This window comes from Streptomyces sp. NPDC002851 (assembly GCF_053591935.1).
Genome location: NZ_JBSFUT010000016.1, coordinates 48716 through 65467 on the forward strand (window position 1 = coordinate 48716; position 16752 = coordinate 65467).

A 16752-nucleotide genomic window follows, 5' to 3' on the forward strand; every position below is an offset into this window, starting at 1 on the left:
GTACGGGTATCGCCAAGAGCCCGGCGTGGCTCGGCGCGAGTGGAGGCGCTACCGGGGTGTCCCGGAGGGAATGGCTACGTACAGGAGGGCGAGGATGGCCGCAATGCACGACAGCACGTAGAACGCGATGGCCAGTCGGTGCCACATGGGGGGTTTCTCCTCTTTGTTTTCGCGGGCAGTGCGTCGCTCGTCGGGTGTGCGTGGAGGCAGGCTGCCGGGAGGTACGACCCAGGTGATCCCCTCGGGGGGTTCGCGGTCCACGAGGGTGGCGCCGGGGGTACGGACCGGCAGGGGCGGCTTCTTTACGTCGTTCATCCCTCGGCCTTGTCTCGCTCGGCTTCGGTGCGGGCCTGTGTGTCGGCGTAACTGGACAGGATCTCCAGTGACTTGGCGAGCAGTCGGAGCTCCGCGGCCGGGTCGAAGAGTTCGGTGCTGGTGCGCAGGCGGCGGGCGTGGCGCACGGTGTCCGTGGCGACGTCGCGGGCGCGGCAGTCCGGTAGGCCGTCCGCGTACCGGGTGGCCGGGTCGATGAACTGCCCAAGCCGGTCACGGAGACGGGCACGCAAGTGGGCGGCGGGCTCGCTGGCGGGCGCGTACCGGGCAAGATTCAGTGCGGATGCCACGTCCTGGGTGAGTGACGTTTTCATACCCGCCTGCTTTCGCGGCCGCGGGCCGGATCAGCCGTGTCTTCCAGGTCGTCTGTCGCTTCCAGCGTGTCGATGAATGCCCGAGCCGTTCGGGCCAAGCACCGTGCGTGCGTCCAGGTTCCGAAGGCGGCGTTCCCGTCGCGGTCGGAGGCAAGGAGCTGGTGGGCGTGACTGAGGGCGGTGAGGGCCCGGGCTCCTGCCTCTATCGGCTCCAGTGCCTCGACCCGCGGCAGCAGTGCTCGTACGTGGGCGTCGAGCTTGGCCGCTAGGCGCTCCGCGTCGGGGGAGTCGGGCCGATAGCTGCGGCTGAGGACGTGGTCGCAAAGGTGCGCCGCGTCTCGCGGGTCCGGCCCTTCTGGGAGCTCGGTGGCGAGTGCGGTTGTGGTTGTGGTCGTGGTCGTGGTCGTGGGGATCATGGCGGAAGGAGCTCCCCGCGCTATTGAGGGTGTTCGGGCTGCGACGTTCGGTAACGATGAGTTAGAGCGTCGCGGTGCTCCGGCGGCATCTCCACCGCCATCGGACCGTCAGGTTCCGCATGGGTGGGTGACGGGCGGCGACATCGGCCCGTCATCGCTCCGTCAAGTTGGACCGGAACAGCAGGAATGGCAGCTCGCGGGATGGCCGGGGACCTAGCGTCTGCACCAGCGAACCGCTCCGGGAGGGGGCCACCATGCGGACACTGCTTCACCTGCTCATCACCCAACGCAACTGGCAGTACCCGACGTTCAGGAGCCGGTTCGAGAAGGCGGCGCGCGAGCTGGCCGAGATCGAGGGCACCCCTCACCTCGCCACGCTCGCCCCTTCTGAACGCACCTACGAACGCTGGCACTTAGGCGAGAGTAAGCCGGTCCCGGACGCCCGTCGGATTCTGGCCCACCTCTTCGACCGCTCCATCGAGGAACTCCTCGCGCCACCCCCGGACCCGGGGCCACGCCCACTACCGGCGACTGATCGCGACCAACGGGCGTCGGCGGACGGGGACTTCGCCTTCGGTGCGAACCGCAGGCCGCACAGCACGACTACGTACGAGATGGGAAGGCAGGCAGCCATGGCGGCAAACAGGGCACTGCGGTTCGCGGTGACGGCGGAGTCCACGTTGGTGGGACCGGAGACCCTCGACCACATCCGGGACGAAGTGACCAGGATTGCCGCCGCGTATCCCCGCGTTCCCCTGCACGACATCCTCGCCGACCTCATCGAGATCCAGGACCTCATCTTCCGTCTCCTGGAGTCCGGCCGTCCCACCCCGGCCCAGGCCGTCGATCTGAACCTATGGGCGTCCATGACCTCCGGCATGCTCGCCAAGGCGTCCCACGACCTGTCCGACCCCAAGTCGGCCATGACACAGGCCCGCGCCGCTTATGTCTGCGCCGACCAGGCTGGGCACAACGGCATGCGCGCCTGGATCCGAGGGTTGCAGTCCCTCATCGCCTACTGGGCCGGACGCCCAGAGGACGCCGCTGTGTACGCCGCACGGGGCACCGGTCTGTTCAGCGCTCCGTCCGGAACCGTCGCTGTCTGGCTCGCTGCTCAGGAAGCCCGCGCTCACGCCATCCTCGGCGACGGCGACGGCGTGCACTCCGCGCTACTGCGGGCGGCCGACGCCCGCGACACCACCGTTCGCGACGACCTCGACGCCATCGGGGGCATCCTCACCTTCCCGCTGCCACGTCAGGCGTATTACACCGCCGAAGCCCGCGTCCTGCTCGGCGACACCACCCGCGAAACCGAGCGAGCGGCCGAGGAAGCCGTCCACGCCTACGCCACCGCCCCGGCCGAGGAATGGGCTTTCGGGGACCAGGCCGGGGCCCAGACCAACCTCGCTCTCGCCCGTGTCGCCCGCTCGGATCTCGACGGAGCCGCTGACGCGGTCGGCCCGGTCCTCGACCTGCCGCCCGCCCAGCACAACCACGGCATCGTCGTCTCCGCTCAGCGCGTCCACGAGGCACTGTCCACGGGCCCGTTGCGCAATGCGGCCAAGACCAAGGAACTGCGAGCCGAACTGGAGCTCTTCACAGCCACTCCCACCCCGGCTCTGCCCCGGTAGGGTCCGAGAGCATGTACCCGGTCGAGCACACCAGCCCCCGCCTGCTCCTGCGGGAAATCACGATTGACGACGTGGACGCTGTGCACGCCATCTACGGGGATGCGGAGGCCACGGAGCACCTGTCGTTCGAGCCCCGCACCCGCGACCAGGTCGGCCGCACCATTGCCCACTCCATCACCACGGCTACCGCCCAGCCCCGCGACGAGTACTGCCTCGCCGTCGTCGAACGCGACACCGGCCACCTGATCGGCTATGTACGCCTAGCCCACGACCCTCACCAGCCCAAGGGCGCGACGATGGGCTTCGCCCTCCACCCCAACGCCTGGGGCGTCGGCTACGGCACCGAAACCGTCCGCGCCGTCCTAGCCCTCGCCTTCGACACCCTTGGCCTCCACCGCGTCTGGGCCGCCCGCGCCCCCCTCAACACCGCCTCCCACAAGACCCTGGTGCGCGCCGGGATGACTGAGGAAGGCCGCCTCCGCCAGCACGTCCACGTACGCGGTGCCTGGCGGGACTCCATTACGTACTCGATCCTCGACGAGGAATGGGAGTCGGCCGGAGAGAAAACCGGACCGGGGCGAATGTCATCGGCGAAGCGGTCGAAGACCTTCTGACCAGCGGCTTCCGCTCTTCACCTAGTCCACGGTGTCGTGGTCGCGTCCCGGTCCGCGATCACCGTGGAGGTCCCAGTGACAGCCCCGATTGTGTTCACCACCGCCCTCCTCCTGTCCCTGCTGGCGCAGGCGACCCCTCTCACGTTGGCCGAAGTGCGGTTGTGTGTGCGTCCCGGGCGTGGACGTCACCGGCGGATCACACGCGCACGTCATGCCGCACGGGGAGGCAGGCGATGACAGCGACACCTATCCCCATTGACCCCAACTCCACGCACGTGATCTGGCGTTGGACGAGCTGTACGCCTGGCGCGGTCGCGTGTGCCCGCGCGGCGCTGCGATGCGCTCTCGATCAGCTCGGGTTCTCCGGTGAAGCGATCAGTGACTCTGTGCTGGCGGTTTCCGAGCTGGTAGCGAATGCCGTCGAGCACGCTCAGGGTCCCTACGAGCTGCGTCTGCGTCGCACCGCAGCGGACCTGATCTGCGAAGTCATGGACGGCGATCCACGGATTCCGAGCGTCCCGGCCTCTGTGGTGTCCGCTCCGTTCGTGCCGGTTCCGCATGCGCGGGGTGGTGGCCTGGACGCGCTGTTGACGGTGCTTTCCGAGCGAGGGCGTGGACTGCAGGTAGTGGAGCAACTCACCTGTGGTGTCTGGGGTTTCAGGGTGCTGAAGCGCGAGCGGGCGAAGGTGGCGTGGATGGCGATTCCGGGGCCCTGAGGGCCTACTGATTGACGTGATGCGCGGACTGTCGCCTATTCGGGCGACAGTCCGCGCATTTGCCTGTGGAGTACGCCAAGCGAGAGGCATGGTCACGTAACAGGACGTAATCGAGGCGGAATTGATCCTTCTCGTGATGGTTGACCGGGAGATGCGTGGGTAACTCCAGCCCTATCGGTCACTGAACGTAGTCGACTGGGTGTTCGGTGTGATGGAGGTGGGGCTGGTGAGGAGAAGCAGGCGTAGCCCGTACTTGCCTGTGGCATGTACCGCTGCTCTGGCTATGGCGCTTTCGTTGCTGAGTGGCTGCACCGAAGGCAAGTCGTCCAGCAGACCCCTGCCTGAGGAAACGCCGAGGCCGACGGCCTCTCGCACACCCGATGCGGCGCACGACGAGGCGCTTGCCGTGTACCGGGCGATGTGGCGGGATCTGGTAGCGGTCTCCGCGGCGCCGGACCCGGAGTCTCCGCGGCTCAACGACCATGCCATGGATGGGGCGTTGGAGCTGATGAAGTACGGGCTTCGGAAGGCGAAGAAGGACAAGGTCGTCACCAAGGGGACGCCTGTGCTTGCTCCGGAAGTGGTCTCGGGGACGGAGGCGCAGGTCGTTCTCCGGGATTGCGTCGATGGCAGGAAGTGGCTTCAGTACAAGGCGAACGGTGAATTGAAGAACGACGTGCCCGGCACACACTTCGCGACGGACGCGACCGTCCGCCTTCGTGACGGCGAGTGGCGCGTCAGCGACCTCTATATGCACGGAGCAGGGTCGTGTTGACCTGGGGGCGTTGCATAGCGTCGGGCACCTCGCTGGCCATGGGTGCGCTGGTCTTGGCGCTGCCGTCAGTGGCGCGTGCGGATGAGGGCCGAGGCCTTTACGGCGGTGTCAAGTGCCAGGGCGGCGAATGCAGCGCTGTGGCAGGGCGTACGGAACGGCGCGGCGGTGGACAGTCGCACAGTGTCCCGGCAGCCCGGCCGGAAGGCGGGACTGGTGCATCGGCGTCAGGGTCGGGTTCAGAGCTACCTGCGTGGGAGCGAAGGCCAGGCCAGATGTATGGGCCGCGTGGGGTGCCGTTGCCGATGCAGAACTTTCCCGATGGGCAGGGTGGGGCGGGTGGTGACGCGAAGCCGGAGGGCGGTGAGCCGGTTCCGGTGGAGGTTGTGGTGCAGGAGGCGGTGGAGCAGTTGGAGCTGCCGGAGCCGGTGATTCGCACAAGTCCGGATGAGGACTATGTGCAGGTGGTGCGGGTGCCGACGTGGATGTGGGTTGAGCACTCTACGTGGGAGCCGGTGACAGAGACCGCGGCGGTGGACGGGCTGAAGGTGACGGCGACCGCCAGGCCGAAGCGGGCGGTGTGGTCGATGGGGGAGGGCGGCCAAGTCGTTTGTAAAGGGCCGGGGACCCCGTACTCGGATGAGTACGACGCGAAGGCTTCCTCGCCGGACTGCGGCTACACGTACCGGAAGGCGTCGATCGGGGCGAGGGGCGGGACGTTCGAGGTGTCGGTGCGGGTGATCTGGGATGTCGAGTGGCGCGGTGGCGGGGAGTCGGGTGTGGTGCCGGGGCTGGTGAGGGATGCCGAGCGGCAGCTGGTGGTGGATGAGGTGCAGGCCGTTGTCACGCGCTGAGGGCGCGGACGGTCTGGCGTGACGGTACGGCTCGTGGTGGTGGGGCCGGTCTTAGGACATCGGGAGTCGGGACTCCCGTATTTGTGAGGTGTGTTGTGGGTACCTCCATGTCTTCTTCAGCGGTACGGGGTACGAAGCCCGGGGTGTCGTCTCCGCGGCTTCCCGGGCCGGAGCGCAAGCCTGCGGTTACCGGTGGGCGGCGTCGCAGACTTGGCTGGCTCTGGGGCGGTGTGGGCGTGGTGGCCGCCTCGGCGATTGGGTTCACGCTCGTGGCCCAGCAGGCCGGGGAGCGGGCCGATGTCCTCGTCTTGGCCCGTGACGTGCCTGCCGGGCATGTGCTGGCGCCGTCCGACGTGCGGGTGGTGCAGGTGGCGGCGGACAGCGGTGTTGTGGAGGTGGGCGATCGCAAGGCCGTCCTGGGGCGAAAGGCGAAGGTGCCGCTGTTGCGCGGGACGCTGCTCAACTCCGGTCATGTGGCGGGGAAGGCGGGTTTCCCGCCCCGGGGTTTGTCGCAGGTGGCACTCGCCGTCGAGGCGGGCGGGGCGCCGCCGGACCTTGGGCGAGGGGAGCGGGTCGCGGTCCTTCCGGGCCCCGGCGGTGCCGACGCCGCGCGCGCTGCCGCTGGTGACGATGCCGGGCGTGAGGCCGGGGAGGACGTGCGCGTTTCGGCGGTGGCGGGGACGGTGACCGGGGTGAAGGCCGCGGAGTCCGCCGGTGGACCGCGGGTGGTGACCGTGCTGGTCGAGACCGGTGCGGTGCGGCGCGCGGCCCAGATCGAGCACCCGAGGGTGGTCGTGCTGCCGGCCGAAGGGCGTGAGGCGCCATGAGGAGGCTCGTTGTGGTGGGTTCCCTGACGGGTTCGCCGGGCGTGACCACGACGGCGCTGGCCCTGACGGCTGCCTGGCCGGTCGAGATGGACGGCGGCGTGCGGCCGGTGATGGTGGAGGCGGACGCCTCAGGCGGGGACCTGATGATCCGCTTCGGGCTTGATGCCTCGCCGTCCCTGCTGGACGTGGCGGTGGCAGCCGGGAAACCGGATCCCGGGTCGCTGCTGGGGGCTGTGCGTGAACTGCCCCCTGGTGTCCGGGTGGTGGTTTCGCCTCCTGGGCGGGGACCGTGCCGGGAAGCGGTGCGACTGCTGGCCGCGGTGCCCGGGCGGCGGGTGCTGCTCGGCGGTGAATCGGTACCGGGCACCGTGATCGTGGACGTGGGCCGGATCGGGCCGGAGGCCGAACCGCTCGTGGATGCTGTCGATGAGGTGGTGTTGGTGTCGCGGGGCGGTGCGGAGTCGCTGACGCATATCGCGGCCGGTGAGCTGGGGGTGGAACTGCGTCGTGAGCGGTTGACGCTGGTTGTGGTCGGGCCATGTCCGTATCCGGGGGAGGAGATTGCCGGGTCGCTCGGTGTTGCGCGGGTGGTGCTGTGGCCGTGGGATGCCCGGTCGGCTGCAGGGGTGAGTCATCCGGGGCGGCGTCTTCCGCGTACTGCGGGATGGCGGGTGCCGCCGCTGATGAGGGCCGCTCGTGCGCTGGCCGTGGACCTGGCCGAGCGCTACCAGGAGGAGGCTCCGCTGCCCGTCGGCCAGGGTGAGGACAGCGCCGATGCGGCTGTGGCCGACGGCGGCGCCGAGGCGCGAGCCGGACTCGCTGACCGGGTGCGGCTGGGGCTTGTGCCGTCGGTGGACAAGGACGGAGGGCCAGCGTGAATCCGAACAGCGTGAGTGGCGTGGTTCTAGCGCGTGATGGTGGTGAGCGTGAGCTGGCCGACGCGGTGCGGCAGCGGGTGGTGGCCCGGCTCGCCGGATACGCCGATGAGCGCGAGGCGGCCGGGCTACCGGCGGAGGACGAGACGGCGTGGCGGGCCACCGTGCAGCGGCTCCTCGACGAGGAGCTGGGCGCCCGGCGACGTCAGGCCCTGGCCGCCGGCGGACCGGTCGTAGACGGGGAGATCGAGCAACGCGTCGCGCAGGCAGTGAAAGACGCGCTGTTCGGTACGGGAAGCCTGGAGCGACTCCTTGCGGACGGGTCGCTGGAGAACATTTGCGTCAACGGCTGCGACAACGTATGGGTCAATGACGCCACGGGCCAGTGGCGTCCGGAACGTGCGGTGGCTGCCTCGGACACGGAGCTGATCGAGCTCGTACGCACCCTGGCCGCGGGCACCGAGGGCGAGGAGCGGCGCTTCGACCGGGGAGTGCCACGGCTCAACCTTCAACTGCCCGATGGTTCCAGGCTCTTCGCTGTCATGTCGGTGACGGGCCGGGTGTCGCTGACGATCCGGCGACACCGCTTCCCCGCCGCGTCGATGAGCGAGCTGGTACGGCTCGGGGTGTGCGACGAGGAGATGGCCTCTCTGCTGCGGGCGCTGGTGCGGGCGCGGAAGAACATCGTCGTCGGGGGCGGCACGAACGTCGGCAAGACGACGGTGCTGCGGGCCTTCGCGAACGAGATCCCGCCGACTGAGCGCCTGGTGACGATCGAGGACACCTTCGAGCTCGGCCTGGATGCGGACCGCACGGCGCATCCGAATGTGGTGGCCATGCAGGCCCGCGAGCCGAACATCGAGGGCCAGGGTGGCGTCGACCAGGCCGAGTTGGTGCGGTGGGGGCTGCGCATGTCCCCGGACCGGGTCATCGTCGGGGAGATCCGCGGGGCCGAGGTCATCCCGATGTGCAATGCCATGTCGCAGGGCAACGACGGCTCGCTCTCAACGATCCATGCCTCCACCTCGCGCGGGGTGTTCACCAAGCTCGCCTCGTACGCGGCGCAGTCCCCGGAGCGCCTCACGCTGGAGGCGACGAACCTGATGGTGGCCTCCGCTGTGCACTTCGTCGTCCATCTGGGCTGGGACGCGGCGGGCTGCCGGGTGGTGGACTCGGTGCGCGAGGTCATCGACGCGGACGGGGCGCAAGTCGTGTCCAACGAGGTCTACCGGCCCGGGCCCGATGGACGTGCGGTGCCTGCGGCTCCGCTCCGTGCCGGGACGATCGACGACCTGGTCGCGGTCGGGTACGAGCCTCCCGCTGCAGGGTTCTCGCCGTGGGGTGGTGCGGCGTGAGCGGGCTGTGGACGAGCGATGTGCCTGTTGCTTTGACGGCGGGGCTCGGCGTGCTCTTCGGGCTCGGACTGGTGGCCGTGATCCACGGTCTGCGCCGGGTTGGTGCCGAGGATGGTGCGCGGCCGGGGCTGTGGCGCATGCTGCGCGAGCGGCTGCCCGCGTCGTGGACGGCGCGGCGGGTGGCGGTGGCCGTAGTGTGCGGGGTGGCCTGCGGGGCGTTGACGACCTGGCCGGTGGCCGCGGTGCTGTGTACGGTCGCGATGCTCACCCTGCCCGGACTGCTCGGCCCGGACAAGGAGATGGCACGCCGCACGGAGCGGATGGAGGCGCTGGCCACCTGGACGGAGATGCTGCGCGACACGCTGTCCGCGGCGGCGGGCCTGGAGCAGGCTGTGCTCGCTACCTGCGACATCGCCCCGGCCGCCCTGGAGGGGGAACTGGCGGAGGTGGCCGCATCGGTGCGGGCCGGGCGCCCGCTCCCTGCGGCGCTCCGGGCCTTCGCCGAGGAGGCGGACGATCCGCTGGCCGATGTCGTGGTAGCGGCCCTGGTGATGGCCGCCGAGCAGCAGGCTGCCCAGCTCGCCCCGCTCCTTGGCGAGTTGGCGGAGTCGGTGCGCGAGCAGGTGGCGATGCGGCAGCGGATCGATGCCGGGCGGGCCAGTGTGCGGACCGGGGTCAGGGTCACCGTTGCCGTCACGGTCGGCATGGTGGTCGGGCTGGTCGTCTTCAACCGGCCCTACCTCGACCCCTTCAACACCGCATTGGGCCAAGCGGTGTTGGCGGTGGTGGGCGTTCTGTTCGCCAGCAGCTTCGCGTACCTGACCGCGATCGGGAAGGTCGACGAGCCGGTCCGCCTCATCCGCACCGGCACGGCAGCGGTGACGGCAGGGTCGTCGGCGCCCGGTGACGGGGGAGGTGCCCCGTGATCACGATCGTGCTAGGAGCTCTGTTCGGCGCCGGACTCACCGCTCTGGCTTACGGGCTGCGTCCCCCGCGGCCCGCGCTCGCCGAGGTCCTGGCCGTCCTGAACGCCCCTACGGAGCCGGACGGCCTTGCACCGGTGCGCGATGCAGGTGACGCGGAGTGGGCGACCCGGTTGGGGACGCGCCTGGTGCCCGCGGTGCGGGCCTTGGGCTTCCCGACCGCCTCGCTGCGCGCGGACCTCGCCGTGTGCGGCATCGACGAGGAGCGGCACTTGGCGGGCAAGGCGGCCTGCGCGACAACCGGACTCATCGCCCCCTGGGCTGTGATGCTTGTGCTGAACTGGGGCGCGGGCGTGGAGACGGGCTGGTGGATGACGATCACCGCCGCACTCGCCCTGGCCGTGCTGCTGTTCTTCGCACCCGACGTGAATGTCCGCCAGCAGGCGGTACGTCGGCGTCGGGAGATGCGGCACACCCTCAGCCTCGTCCTGGACCTGACCGTGATCGCGCTCGCGGGCGGTGCCGGCATCCAGCAGGCCCTGGCCCAGGCGGTCGCAGCCCCTGAGGGCTGGGCGGGCGGCAAGCTGCGTCACGCCTTGAACGTCGCGCAGCTGACCCGCACCAGCCCCTGGCCCCAGCTCGGCGGCCTCGGCCGTCAGCTCGCGGTCGGCGACCTGACGGAGCTCGCCTCGACGCTGGGTCTGGCGGGCAGCGAGGGCGCCAAGATCCGCGGCTCGCTCGCGGCGAAGGCATGGGCCATGCGGCGCCGCCGAATCTCGGAGGCCGACGGGCAGGCACAGGCGGCTACCGAGCGGATGTCGCTTCCGGTGGTGGGACTGTTCGCCGCGTTCCTGCTGCTCATTGGCTATCCGGCGCTCGCTCAGGTGATGTCGCTCGCCTGACACCTCCGCACGCTCCGGCACCCCGGACGACCTGAAGACGAAGAAGCAGCACGACTAGTTAGGCAGAAGAAGAGGCACATTATGATTCACCTCGACACCCTGGTCCGACGGCTGCGGGCCCACATGACCGAAGTGCGCGAGCAGGCTCGCAAGGACGGCGGCTACACCACCGAGACCATCGTCATCACCGCCGTGCTGGCGATCCTGGCCCTGGGCGTGGTGGGCGTCATCGTCTCCAAGGTCACCGCCAAGGCCAACGGCATCTCCTTGGACTGACGTCGTGACGCCCCTGTTCAGGCGGCTGCGCGGGCATCTGACCGACAAGGGCGCTGCCGCGACTCAGCTCGTCCTGGTGGTGCCCGCGCTACTGCTGCTCGCGCTGCTCATCGTGCAGTTCGCCCTGTACTGGCACGGCCGTCACATCGCCCACTACGGCGCCCAGCGGGCGCTGGCCGCAGCCCGGGTCGAGGACGGCACCGCCGCGGACGGGCAGGCACGCGGCCGCCGCAGTCTTCAGTCCCTGGGCAGCCGGGTTCTGACCGGCGCATCGGTGACGGTCGACCGCGGCGATGAACGCACCACCGTACGGGTCGAGGGGACGATCACCCGAGTACTGCCCGTCCCAGGCCTCCGGCTGCAGGCCTCCGCCGTGGCCTCGGGACCCACGGAACGGCTCACCAGCCCGAGTGGGGGTCGGTCATGAGACGCCGATCGTGCACCGTTACGGGCGGGGGCGACCGGGAGCGCGGTTCGGCCGCGGTCGAGCTGGTCGTGGTCACCCCGCTGCTGGTGCTCGTGCTGCTCGTGGTGGTCGCGTTCGGGCGCCTGGCGGATGCCCGTCTCGTGGTGGCGGACGCCGCGCACCAGGCCGCCCGGGCCACATCTCTGGCCCGTACCGAGAACGCCGCCCACCGCTCGGCCGAACGCGCCGCGCAGTCGGCGTTGAGCAGCGCCGGGCAATCCTGCGACCGCTCCCAGGTGTATGTGAGCACGGGCGGACTGCGACCGGGAGGCACGGTGCGGGTGCGGGTGTCCTGTACGGCTGATCTGGGCGACCTGACTCGCACGGGCATGCCGGGACAGGTCGTGGTCGAGGGCACGGCTCACTCCATCGTCGATACGTATCGGAGCGATACCCAATGAGGCGATTCCTGAGCGAGCATTTGGCCCGTATCAGGGGCGAGTTGGACGGTCGAGGGGACTGCGGGCAGGTGACCGCGTTCGTGGTGGGCCTCTTCGCCGCGCTGTGGCTCTTCGCCGGGATCGTTGTGGACGGCGGCCTGGTCCTGGCCGGCAAGGCCCGCGCCCTGGACGTGGCCCAGGAGGCAGCCCGCACCGGAGCTCAGCAGCTCGACGTCGCCCAGCTGCGGCGCGGCGACGACGTACGCCTGGTGCGCGACGCGGCGGCCCGCGCGGCCCGAGCGCACGTCGCAGCCACCGGGGACCAGAGTGCGGCATCGGTCCGGGGCGAAGTGGTCACCGTCCGCGTCACCCACCTTCAGCGCACCCAGATCCTGCAGCTGATCGGTCTGGACACGCTCACTGTGCATGCTACCGGCAGCGCCCACGCCGAACGCGCCGCTGGATAAGAGGTGTTCGGGTGCACGGCGGGGTGCGACCGCAGCAGCCGCAATGCCCGGAAGGACTGAGGAGAGGCCGATGGCCCACCACTTCACTTGGCGGCGGCGCCTGGCCGCGGCGGCCACCGCGTGCGCGACCCTGACGGTCACGCTCGCGCTGCTGGCGGGCATCCCATGGCTGCTGTGGACGGCCGTCGGCATCCCGTGGCCTGAACACGTGGCCTCGCTAGGGGAGTTGGGTGACCGGCTGATGCAGCCGGTCACCGACCCCCTCATGCTCGACCTGCTGGCGATGGTGGGCTGGGCGTGCTGGGCGGCCTTCGCTGCCACCGTGATCCGCGAAGCCTTCTGGTACGCGGCCCACCTGCCCCAGCTGGTCCGCAGCCGCCGCGCACATGAGGAGCACCTCGCGACGCTGTCGGTGAAGAACTCGCTGGCCGCGCTGTGCGTCGGCACCCTCGTCGTCGCCTTGATCGGCCTGTGGCGCCCGCAGGCGGTGGCCGCCCACCAACCCGGCTCACTGCCTGACGAGTTGAGACTACAGTTCGCCGTGGCGGCGCCCATTGATCCCACCTCGCCCTCCCCGGCCACCTCACACACCGCATCCCCGGAGCTGCCCGCACAGGCCCCGACAGCGGGGCCTCGTCCGGCGGGCGCCTCGGCCGCGAAGCGGGTGCAAGCGGTGCGGCACGTCACATACACGGTTGTCGAGGGCGACAACCTGTGGGACATCGCGCACCAGCACCTGGGCGATGCCCTGAAGTGGCCACGGATCTACAAACTCAACAAGGACCGCGTCCAGCACGACGGGCGCACCCTGACTGACCCGGACGTGATCAGACCGGGCTGGGAACTGATGCTCCCCGTCCCCGACACGGCCACACCGGCAGACCCCGCGGCCCCGGCACCTTCGTCACCTGCCCCGTCCCCGGAGGGCTCTGCGACGCCGCCGTCCACGCCGCCTCCGGAAGCTTCCGAGTCGGCGCAGCCTGCCCCTGCACCCAGTACGAAGCCGGATGCGGGCTCCGGCCGGGACGAGAACCGGCACTCCCCTGACCCGCCTCGAGATCAGGACCCGCCCGCACAGACCGAACCCCGGACGACGCAGGGCCCGGCCGTCATCGGCCTCGGCCAGGCCGGTCTGATCGGCATCACCGCGGCAGCGGGACTCCTGGCCGCCCGCCGCTACTGGCACCACCACCAGCGCCGTCGGCACAGGCCCGGCCAGGAGACGCCCGCACCAGCCCTGAGCCCGCACGTGGACAAGGCCGCTCAGGCCGCCCACGCCGCCCGACTCCCGCGGGACGAGGCCGCCGACGCACTCGTCACCCGCCGGATGCCACCACAGCCACCGCAACCCGTTCACGTCGTCACCATCGGAGAACGCGATGGCGCCGAGATCCCGCTGGACGAACTCGCGCTGCCAGGAGGCTGTACCTGGACAGGGCCGGGCGCCGAGGCCGCGGCCCGCGCGCTGCTCGCCGGCATCCTCACCGCCGCCGAGCGCCAACGTCCCCATCCCGCGCCCCACGTCACCGCGGCCGTGACAGAGGCACTCGCCGACCGCCTCCTGCCCGGCCTGCCAGAGCAGTTCACCGCCCTGGCCTGCTACACGGACACCACCGAGGTCATCCGGGCCGCCGAGCAGCACCAGCTCCTCCACGCCCGCACCCAGCGGGAACAGGACACCGACGTCCTGACGGCGCCCGATCCCACGGACAGCGGGCCTCCCACGCCGCTCCCGGAGGGGAAGCCGCGGGAAGTGCCGTCCGGTCCCGGCACGTTGGTGCTGCTCGTCGAACCCCGGCCCGTCCACCTCGGACAACTCCAGGCCCTGGCCGCCCACAGCCACGCCAACACGCTGATCGTGGTCAGCCTGGAGGCCGAACTGCCCGGCTCCACACGCTTCGAGATCGCAGCCGACGGTACAACCCACTCCACCGGCCCCGGCGACCGCGCACCAAACCCGCTCCGGTTGTTCCACGTCACCCTCGCCGCCGGGCGCGACCTGCTCGGCTACCTCCTGGCCGCGCATGGCCGCCGCCCGCGCCTTCGCTCCCTGCCGGACCCGGCCCCACCCCAGGCCGCCGAACACGCAGAAGACGAGGAAGACACGGGACCCTCAGGAAAGCCCGCCGACGTGGCGGCTGGCGAGGTGCCAGCTCCGCTTCGAACTCCGCAGGAGAAGGCGGTCCGGCTCCACGTCCTGGGGCCCGTCAGGCTCTACGCCCGCGGCAACCCCGACCCGGTCGGTACCCAGATGCGGCCCGAGGCCCATGAATTCCTGGCTCTGCTGGCCGCCCACCCCGCAGGACTCCTCGCCGCGGATATCGCAGAAAAACTCCGCCTCGATGAAGAGAATGTCGCCGGGGCCTTGAAGAACTTGCGCCGGGCGGTACGTCGCACGCTCCGTGAAGCCACCGGAATCAGCGGTGGCGAATTCATCGTGCTCCAGGGAGAGCTGCACAAACTTAATTCCAGCCTCGTCGAAACCGACCTGGCCGACTTCACCCACGCCGTGCAGAAGGCCGCCGCACTGGATTCGAGTGGCACGTTGGCCGAGCCGCTCGCGGCCATGCGCCAGGCGCTGGCCCACTACCAGGGACCCTTCGCACGCGGCGCCGACTACATCTGGGCCGACACCCTGCGCGAACACCTCACCGTCCAGGCCACCGACACGGCCCTGCGCCTGGCCCATCGTGCTGAGCATGGGGCCGCGCCGGCTCAGCGTGCCGCGGCCCTGGCTCTCCTGGAGCACCTCGGCACCCTCCACCCCGACCACGAAGGTCTCGCCCAGCACACCATTCGCCTCCACCAGGCCGTCGGCCGTCACGACGCCGCGCGCCACACCTACCAACGCCTCCAGCGCCACCTCGCCGAACTCGGCATCGAACCCGACCCCGCCACACACGCCCTGATCCACACCCGCACTCGCGCACGCCAAACCCGGTAAAGGCCCAGCTCACTGCCGCAGCGAGCTAGCCGCAGAACGTCCGGGAGGCCGATGTCGCTTCCGGGGCCGTATCCGGGGTCGTTTCCAAGGCCGTTTCCGTACCCGTCCTTGGAAATGACGCCCCGCCCGCCCCGTGGCCGCAGGTCGCAGCCCCTGCGAGCCACCGCCGTGCGAGGGCGACCGTATATCGGTGCAGCACAGCATCCCGATCTACTGGCAACGGCGCCCCGGCCCGGGCTCGCGACACCCTCACTGACCGCCTGACGCCGCAGTCCGTATCCCTCCGCCGAGACATGGCGGTCCGCTTCCCCTGCTGACGGCCTTCCGGAGGCATCGGCTTCAGGAAGACAGGCGCCCGGCGAGCCGTAGATGCCGCCGTGCCGGGCCGCCGTTCAGGCGGGCGTACGCGTTCTCGAATTCCAGGCGGGGCGCCTACGGGTTCCGGCCGCGTACCAGCGCTGGTGTGCCTTCGAAGGCGTCGCGGCCTGTAGTACTGACGATAAAAAGCGTCGCACGCCCGCGAATACCCCTGAAAAGACGTCGTGAAATTCGAGATATTCCAGCATTATCAAGCCTGGAATCGGCTTCACTGGCCCCCAGGGTCGAGCTATATTTAAATTGTTCCCGAAAGGCGGGGGCGAGGAATTCGAAAGGCTGGAAATCCTCGGCGAGCAAAAGCGCTGTGAAATGGGTCGCCGGGAATAGGGAGGGAGAGCCGTCATGAAAGTCCGGACGGTGAACGCCGTGGAACTGCGGCAGCAGGACGCACTGAATTGGATCGAATTCGAGACCGTGATCTGCCACGACGAGTGGGAGCAGTACGGCTTCGGAGCCTCCGGGCAGAAGGTGACCTTCGCCGGGGTGCTGATGGAGGTCACCAACGGCCAGACGGCCGGGCGGGCCTGGTCCCGGGTCCGGGTGCAGGTGACCGCCCCGGCCACCGGGCAGAGGGTCGAGATCGAGTCGGTGCTCGGCGCCCACCGCACCGTCACCCTGACCGAACTCGACGCCCCCGAACCGCCGGGCGACTCGCCGCAACAGTGCGATGCGGCGGCAGAACCAGCCTCGCAGGAGCCGGAGTTGATGGCCAAGGTCCGCGAGGCGCTGCACAGGGGACAGGTCCCGGCCCACGATCCGGCCACGGGGCGGGAAGGCTGGCAGCTCAGGGATGCAATGGCCGACGGATCCGGTGCGGTCTACCTGACCTGGCACGGCGTGCAGCCGCCGAGCCATGCCGCCACCGAGCGGGACCGGGAGCTGACCGTGGGGGCCGTCACCATGAGCGCGCTGGCCCGGATGGAGCTGTACCTGCGCGCCGAGTTCACGATCCACCGGGTGCACGTGGCCGCTGACCCCCGCGCCGGGATCGCCCCGACCGGCCTGCTGATCTTCGACCCCGACGGCGCGCCCGACGAGACGGAGTTCTGACCGCCCCAACCTTCATGTGACGGGCTGCGGCCCCTCCTGCGCCGCAGCCCCTCACCTCCCCGGCCTCGCGCCCCCGGGTCCCACAGGCCCCGCCTGGTGGTCCTGATGCCCGGCCCTGGCCGCAATCCCCGGTCGATCGTTTCTGCCCGGCCAGCTCCCTCAGCGAGCACACCTTCCTCGTACGACTTCTGGCACGCCGCTGCCTGGCTGTGCCCTGCCCGAAAGGCGATCCGGAGCTATGACCAGCCCCACCCCGCCC

18 protein-coding genes are annotated in these 16752 nt (G+C 70.2%); 16 read left to right on the forward strand and 2 right to left on the reverse strand.

All coding sequences use genetic code 11. The features are described from left to right. Nucleotides 1-311 precede the first annotated feature (311 nt). Together ACWD10_RS18520 and ACWD10_RS18525 are read right to left on the reverse strand one after the other, a co-directional pair. On the reverse strand, nt 312-647 hold the full coding sequence (locus ACWD10_RS18520; RefSeq protein ID WP_451092157.1) for a hypothetical protein: 336 nt from the start codon (nt 645-647) through the stop codon (nt 312-314). Beyond that, entirely contained in the window at nt 644-1063 is a 420-nt protein-coding gene (locus ACWD10_RS18525; RefSeq protein WP_451092159.1) for a DUF6415 family natural product biosynthesis protein, read from the reverse strand. The genes ACWD10_RS18520 and ACWD10_RS18525 overlap by 4 nt, the downstream gene beginning before the upstream one ends. 254 nt (nt 1064-1317) lie before the next feature. On the opposite strand from ACWD10_RS18525, the gene ACWD10_RS18530 reads away from it, so the two are divergent. The 16 genes from ACWD10_RS18530 (at nt 1318) to ACWD10_RS18605 (ending at nt 16493) form a co-directional block, all read left to right on the forward strand. Next, nucleotides 1318-2694 carry a hypothetical protein gene (locus tag ACWD10_RS18530; protein WP_451092161.1) on the forward strand — a complete coding sequence of 459 codons (1377 nt, stop codon included), beginning with the start codon at nt 1318-1320 and terminating at the stop codon, nt 2692-2694. Nucleotides 2695-2705: 11 nt separating this feature from the next. Continuing rightward, complete coding sequence (locus ACWD10_RS18535; protein WP_451092163.1) at nt 2706-3308, forward strand: GNAT family N-acetyltransferase; 603 nt, start codon at nt 2706-2708, stop codon at nt 3306-3308. A gap of 233 nt (nt 3309-3541) precedes the next feature. After that, nucleotides 3542-4024 carry an ATP-binding protein gene (locus ACWD10_RS18540; protein WP_451092165.1) on the forward strand — a complete coding sequence of 161 codons (483 nt, stop codon included), beginning with the start codon at nt 3542-3544 and terminating at the stop codon, nt 4022-4024. A 283-nt stretch (nt 4025-4307) separates the two neighbouring features. Continuing rightward, nucleotides 4308-4799 carry a hypothetical protein gene (locus tag ACWD10_RS18545; protein WP_451092167.1) on the forward strand — a complete coding sequence of 164 codons (492 nt, stop codon included), beginning with the start codon at nt 4308-4310 and terminating at the stop codon, nt 4797-4799. Nucleotides 4800-5101: 302 nt separating this feature from the next. Beyond that, nucleotides 5102-5650, forward strand: a complete 549-nt coding sequence (locus tag ACWD10_RS18550; RefSeq protein ID WP_451092169.1) for a hypothetical protein — start codon at nt 5102-5104, stop codon at nt 5648-5650. Between the two features lie 236 nt (nt 5651-5886). Then, nucleotides 5887-6477 (forward strand): SAF domain-containing protein, encoded by a 591-nt coding sequence (locus tag ACWD10_RS18555; protein ID WP_451092171.1) that lies wholly within the window; start codon nt 5887-5889, stop codon nt 6475-6477. Between the two features lie 11 nt (nt 6478-6488). Next, the gene (locus ACWD10_RS18560; protein ID WP_451092173.1) at nt 6489-7355 is read left to right on the forward strand and encodes a MinD/ParA family ATP-binding protein; all 867 of its coding nucleotides are present in this window, start codon (nt 6489-6491) and stop codon (nt 7353-7355) included. Next, on the forward strand, nt 7352-8707 hold the full coding sequence (locus tag ACWD10_RS18565; RefSeq protein ID WP_451092175.1) for a CpaF family protein: 1356 nt from the start codon (nt 7352-7354) through the stop codon (nt 8705-8707). Before ACWD10_RS18560 ends, ACWD10_RS18565 begins: the two co-directional genes overlap by 4 nt. Nucleotides 8708-8727: 20 nt before the next feature. Then, the gene (locus ACWD10_RS18570; RefSeq protein ID WP_451092177.1) at nt 8728-9633 is read left to right on the forward strand and encodes a type II secretion system F family protein; all 906 of its coding nucleotides are present in this window, start codon (nt 8728-8730) and stop codon (nt 9631-9633) included. Beyond that, the gene (locus ACWD10_RS18575; RefSeq protein ID WP_451092179.1) at nt 9630-10532 is read left to right on the forward strand and encodes a type II secretion system F family protein; all 903 of its coding nucleotides are present in this window, start codon (nt 9630-9632) and stop codon (nt 10530-10532) included. The genes ACWD10_RS18570 and ACWD10_RS18575 overlap by 4 nt, the downstream gene beginning before the upstream one ends. An 81-nt stretch (nt 10533-10613) precedes the next feature. After that, nucleotides 10614-10808, forward strand: coding sequence for a hypothetical protein (locus ACWD10_RS18580; RefSeq protein ID WP_451092181.1), 195 nt, complete (start codon nt 10614-10616; stop codon nt 10806-10808). A 4-nt stretch (nt 10809-10812) separates the two neighbouring features. Continuing rightward, nucleotides 10813-11235 (forward strand): TadE/TadG family type IV pilus assembly protein, encoded by a 423-nt coding sequence (locus ACWD10_RS18585; RefSeq protein ID WP_451092183.1) that lies wholly within the window; start codon nt 10813-10815, stop codon nt 11233-11235. Beyond that, complete coding sequence (locus ACWD10_RS18590; protein ID WP_451092185.1) at nt 11232-11675, forward strand: TadE/TadG family type IV pilus assembly protein; 444 nt, start codon at nt 11232-11234, stop codon at nt 11673-11675. The genes ACWD10_RS18585 and ACWD10_RS18590 overlap by 4 nt, the downstream gene beginning before the upstream one ends. 68 nt (nt 11676-11743) lie before the next feature. After that, on the forward strand, nt 11744-12121 hold the full coding sequence (locus ACWD10_RS18595; protein WP_451092187.1) for a pilus assembly protein TadG-related protein: 378 nt from the start codon (nt 11744-11746) through the stop codon (nt 12119-12121). 70 nt (nt 12122-12191) lie between these two features. Beyond that, entirely contained in the window at nt 12192-15065 is a 2874-nt protein-coding gene (locus tag ACWD10_RS18600; RefSeq protein ID WP_451092189.1) for a BTAD domain-containing putative transcriptional regulator, read from the forward strand. A gap of 720 nt (nt 15066-15785) precedes the next feature. Then, nucleotides 15786-16493: a hypothetical protein gene (locus tag ACWD10_RS18605; RefSeq protein WP_451092191.1), complete on the forward strand. Its 708-nt coding sequence runs from the start codon at nt 15786-15788 to the stop codon at nt 16491-16493. Nucleotides 16494-16752 lie beyond the last annotated feature (259 nt).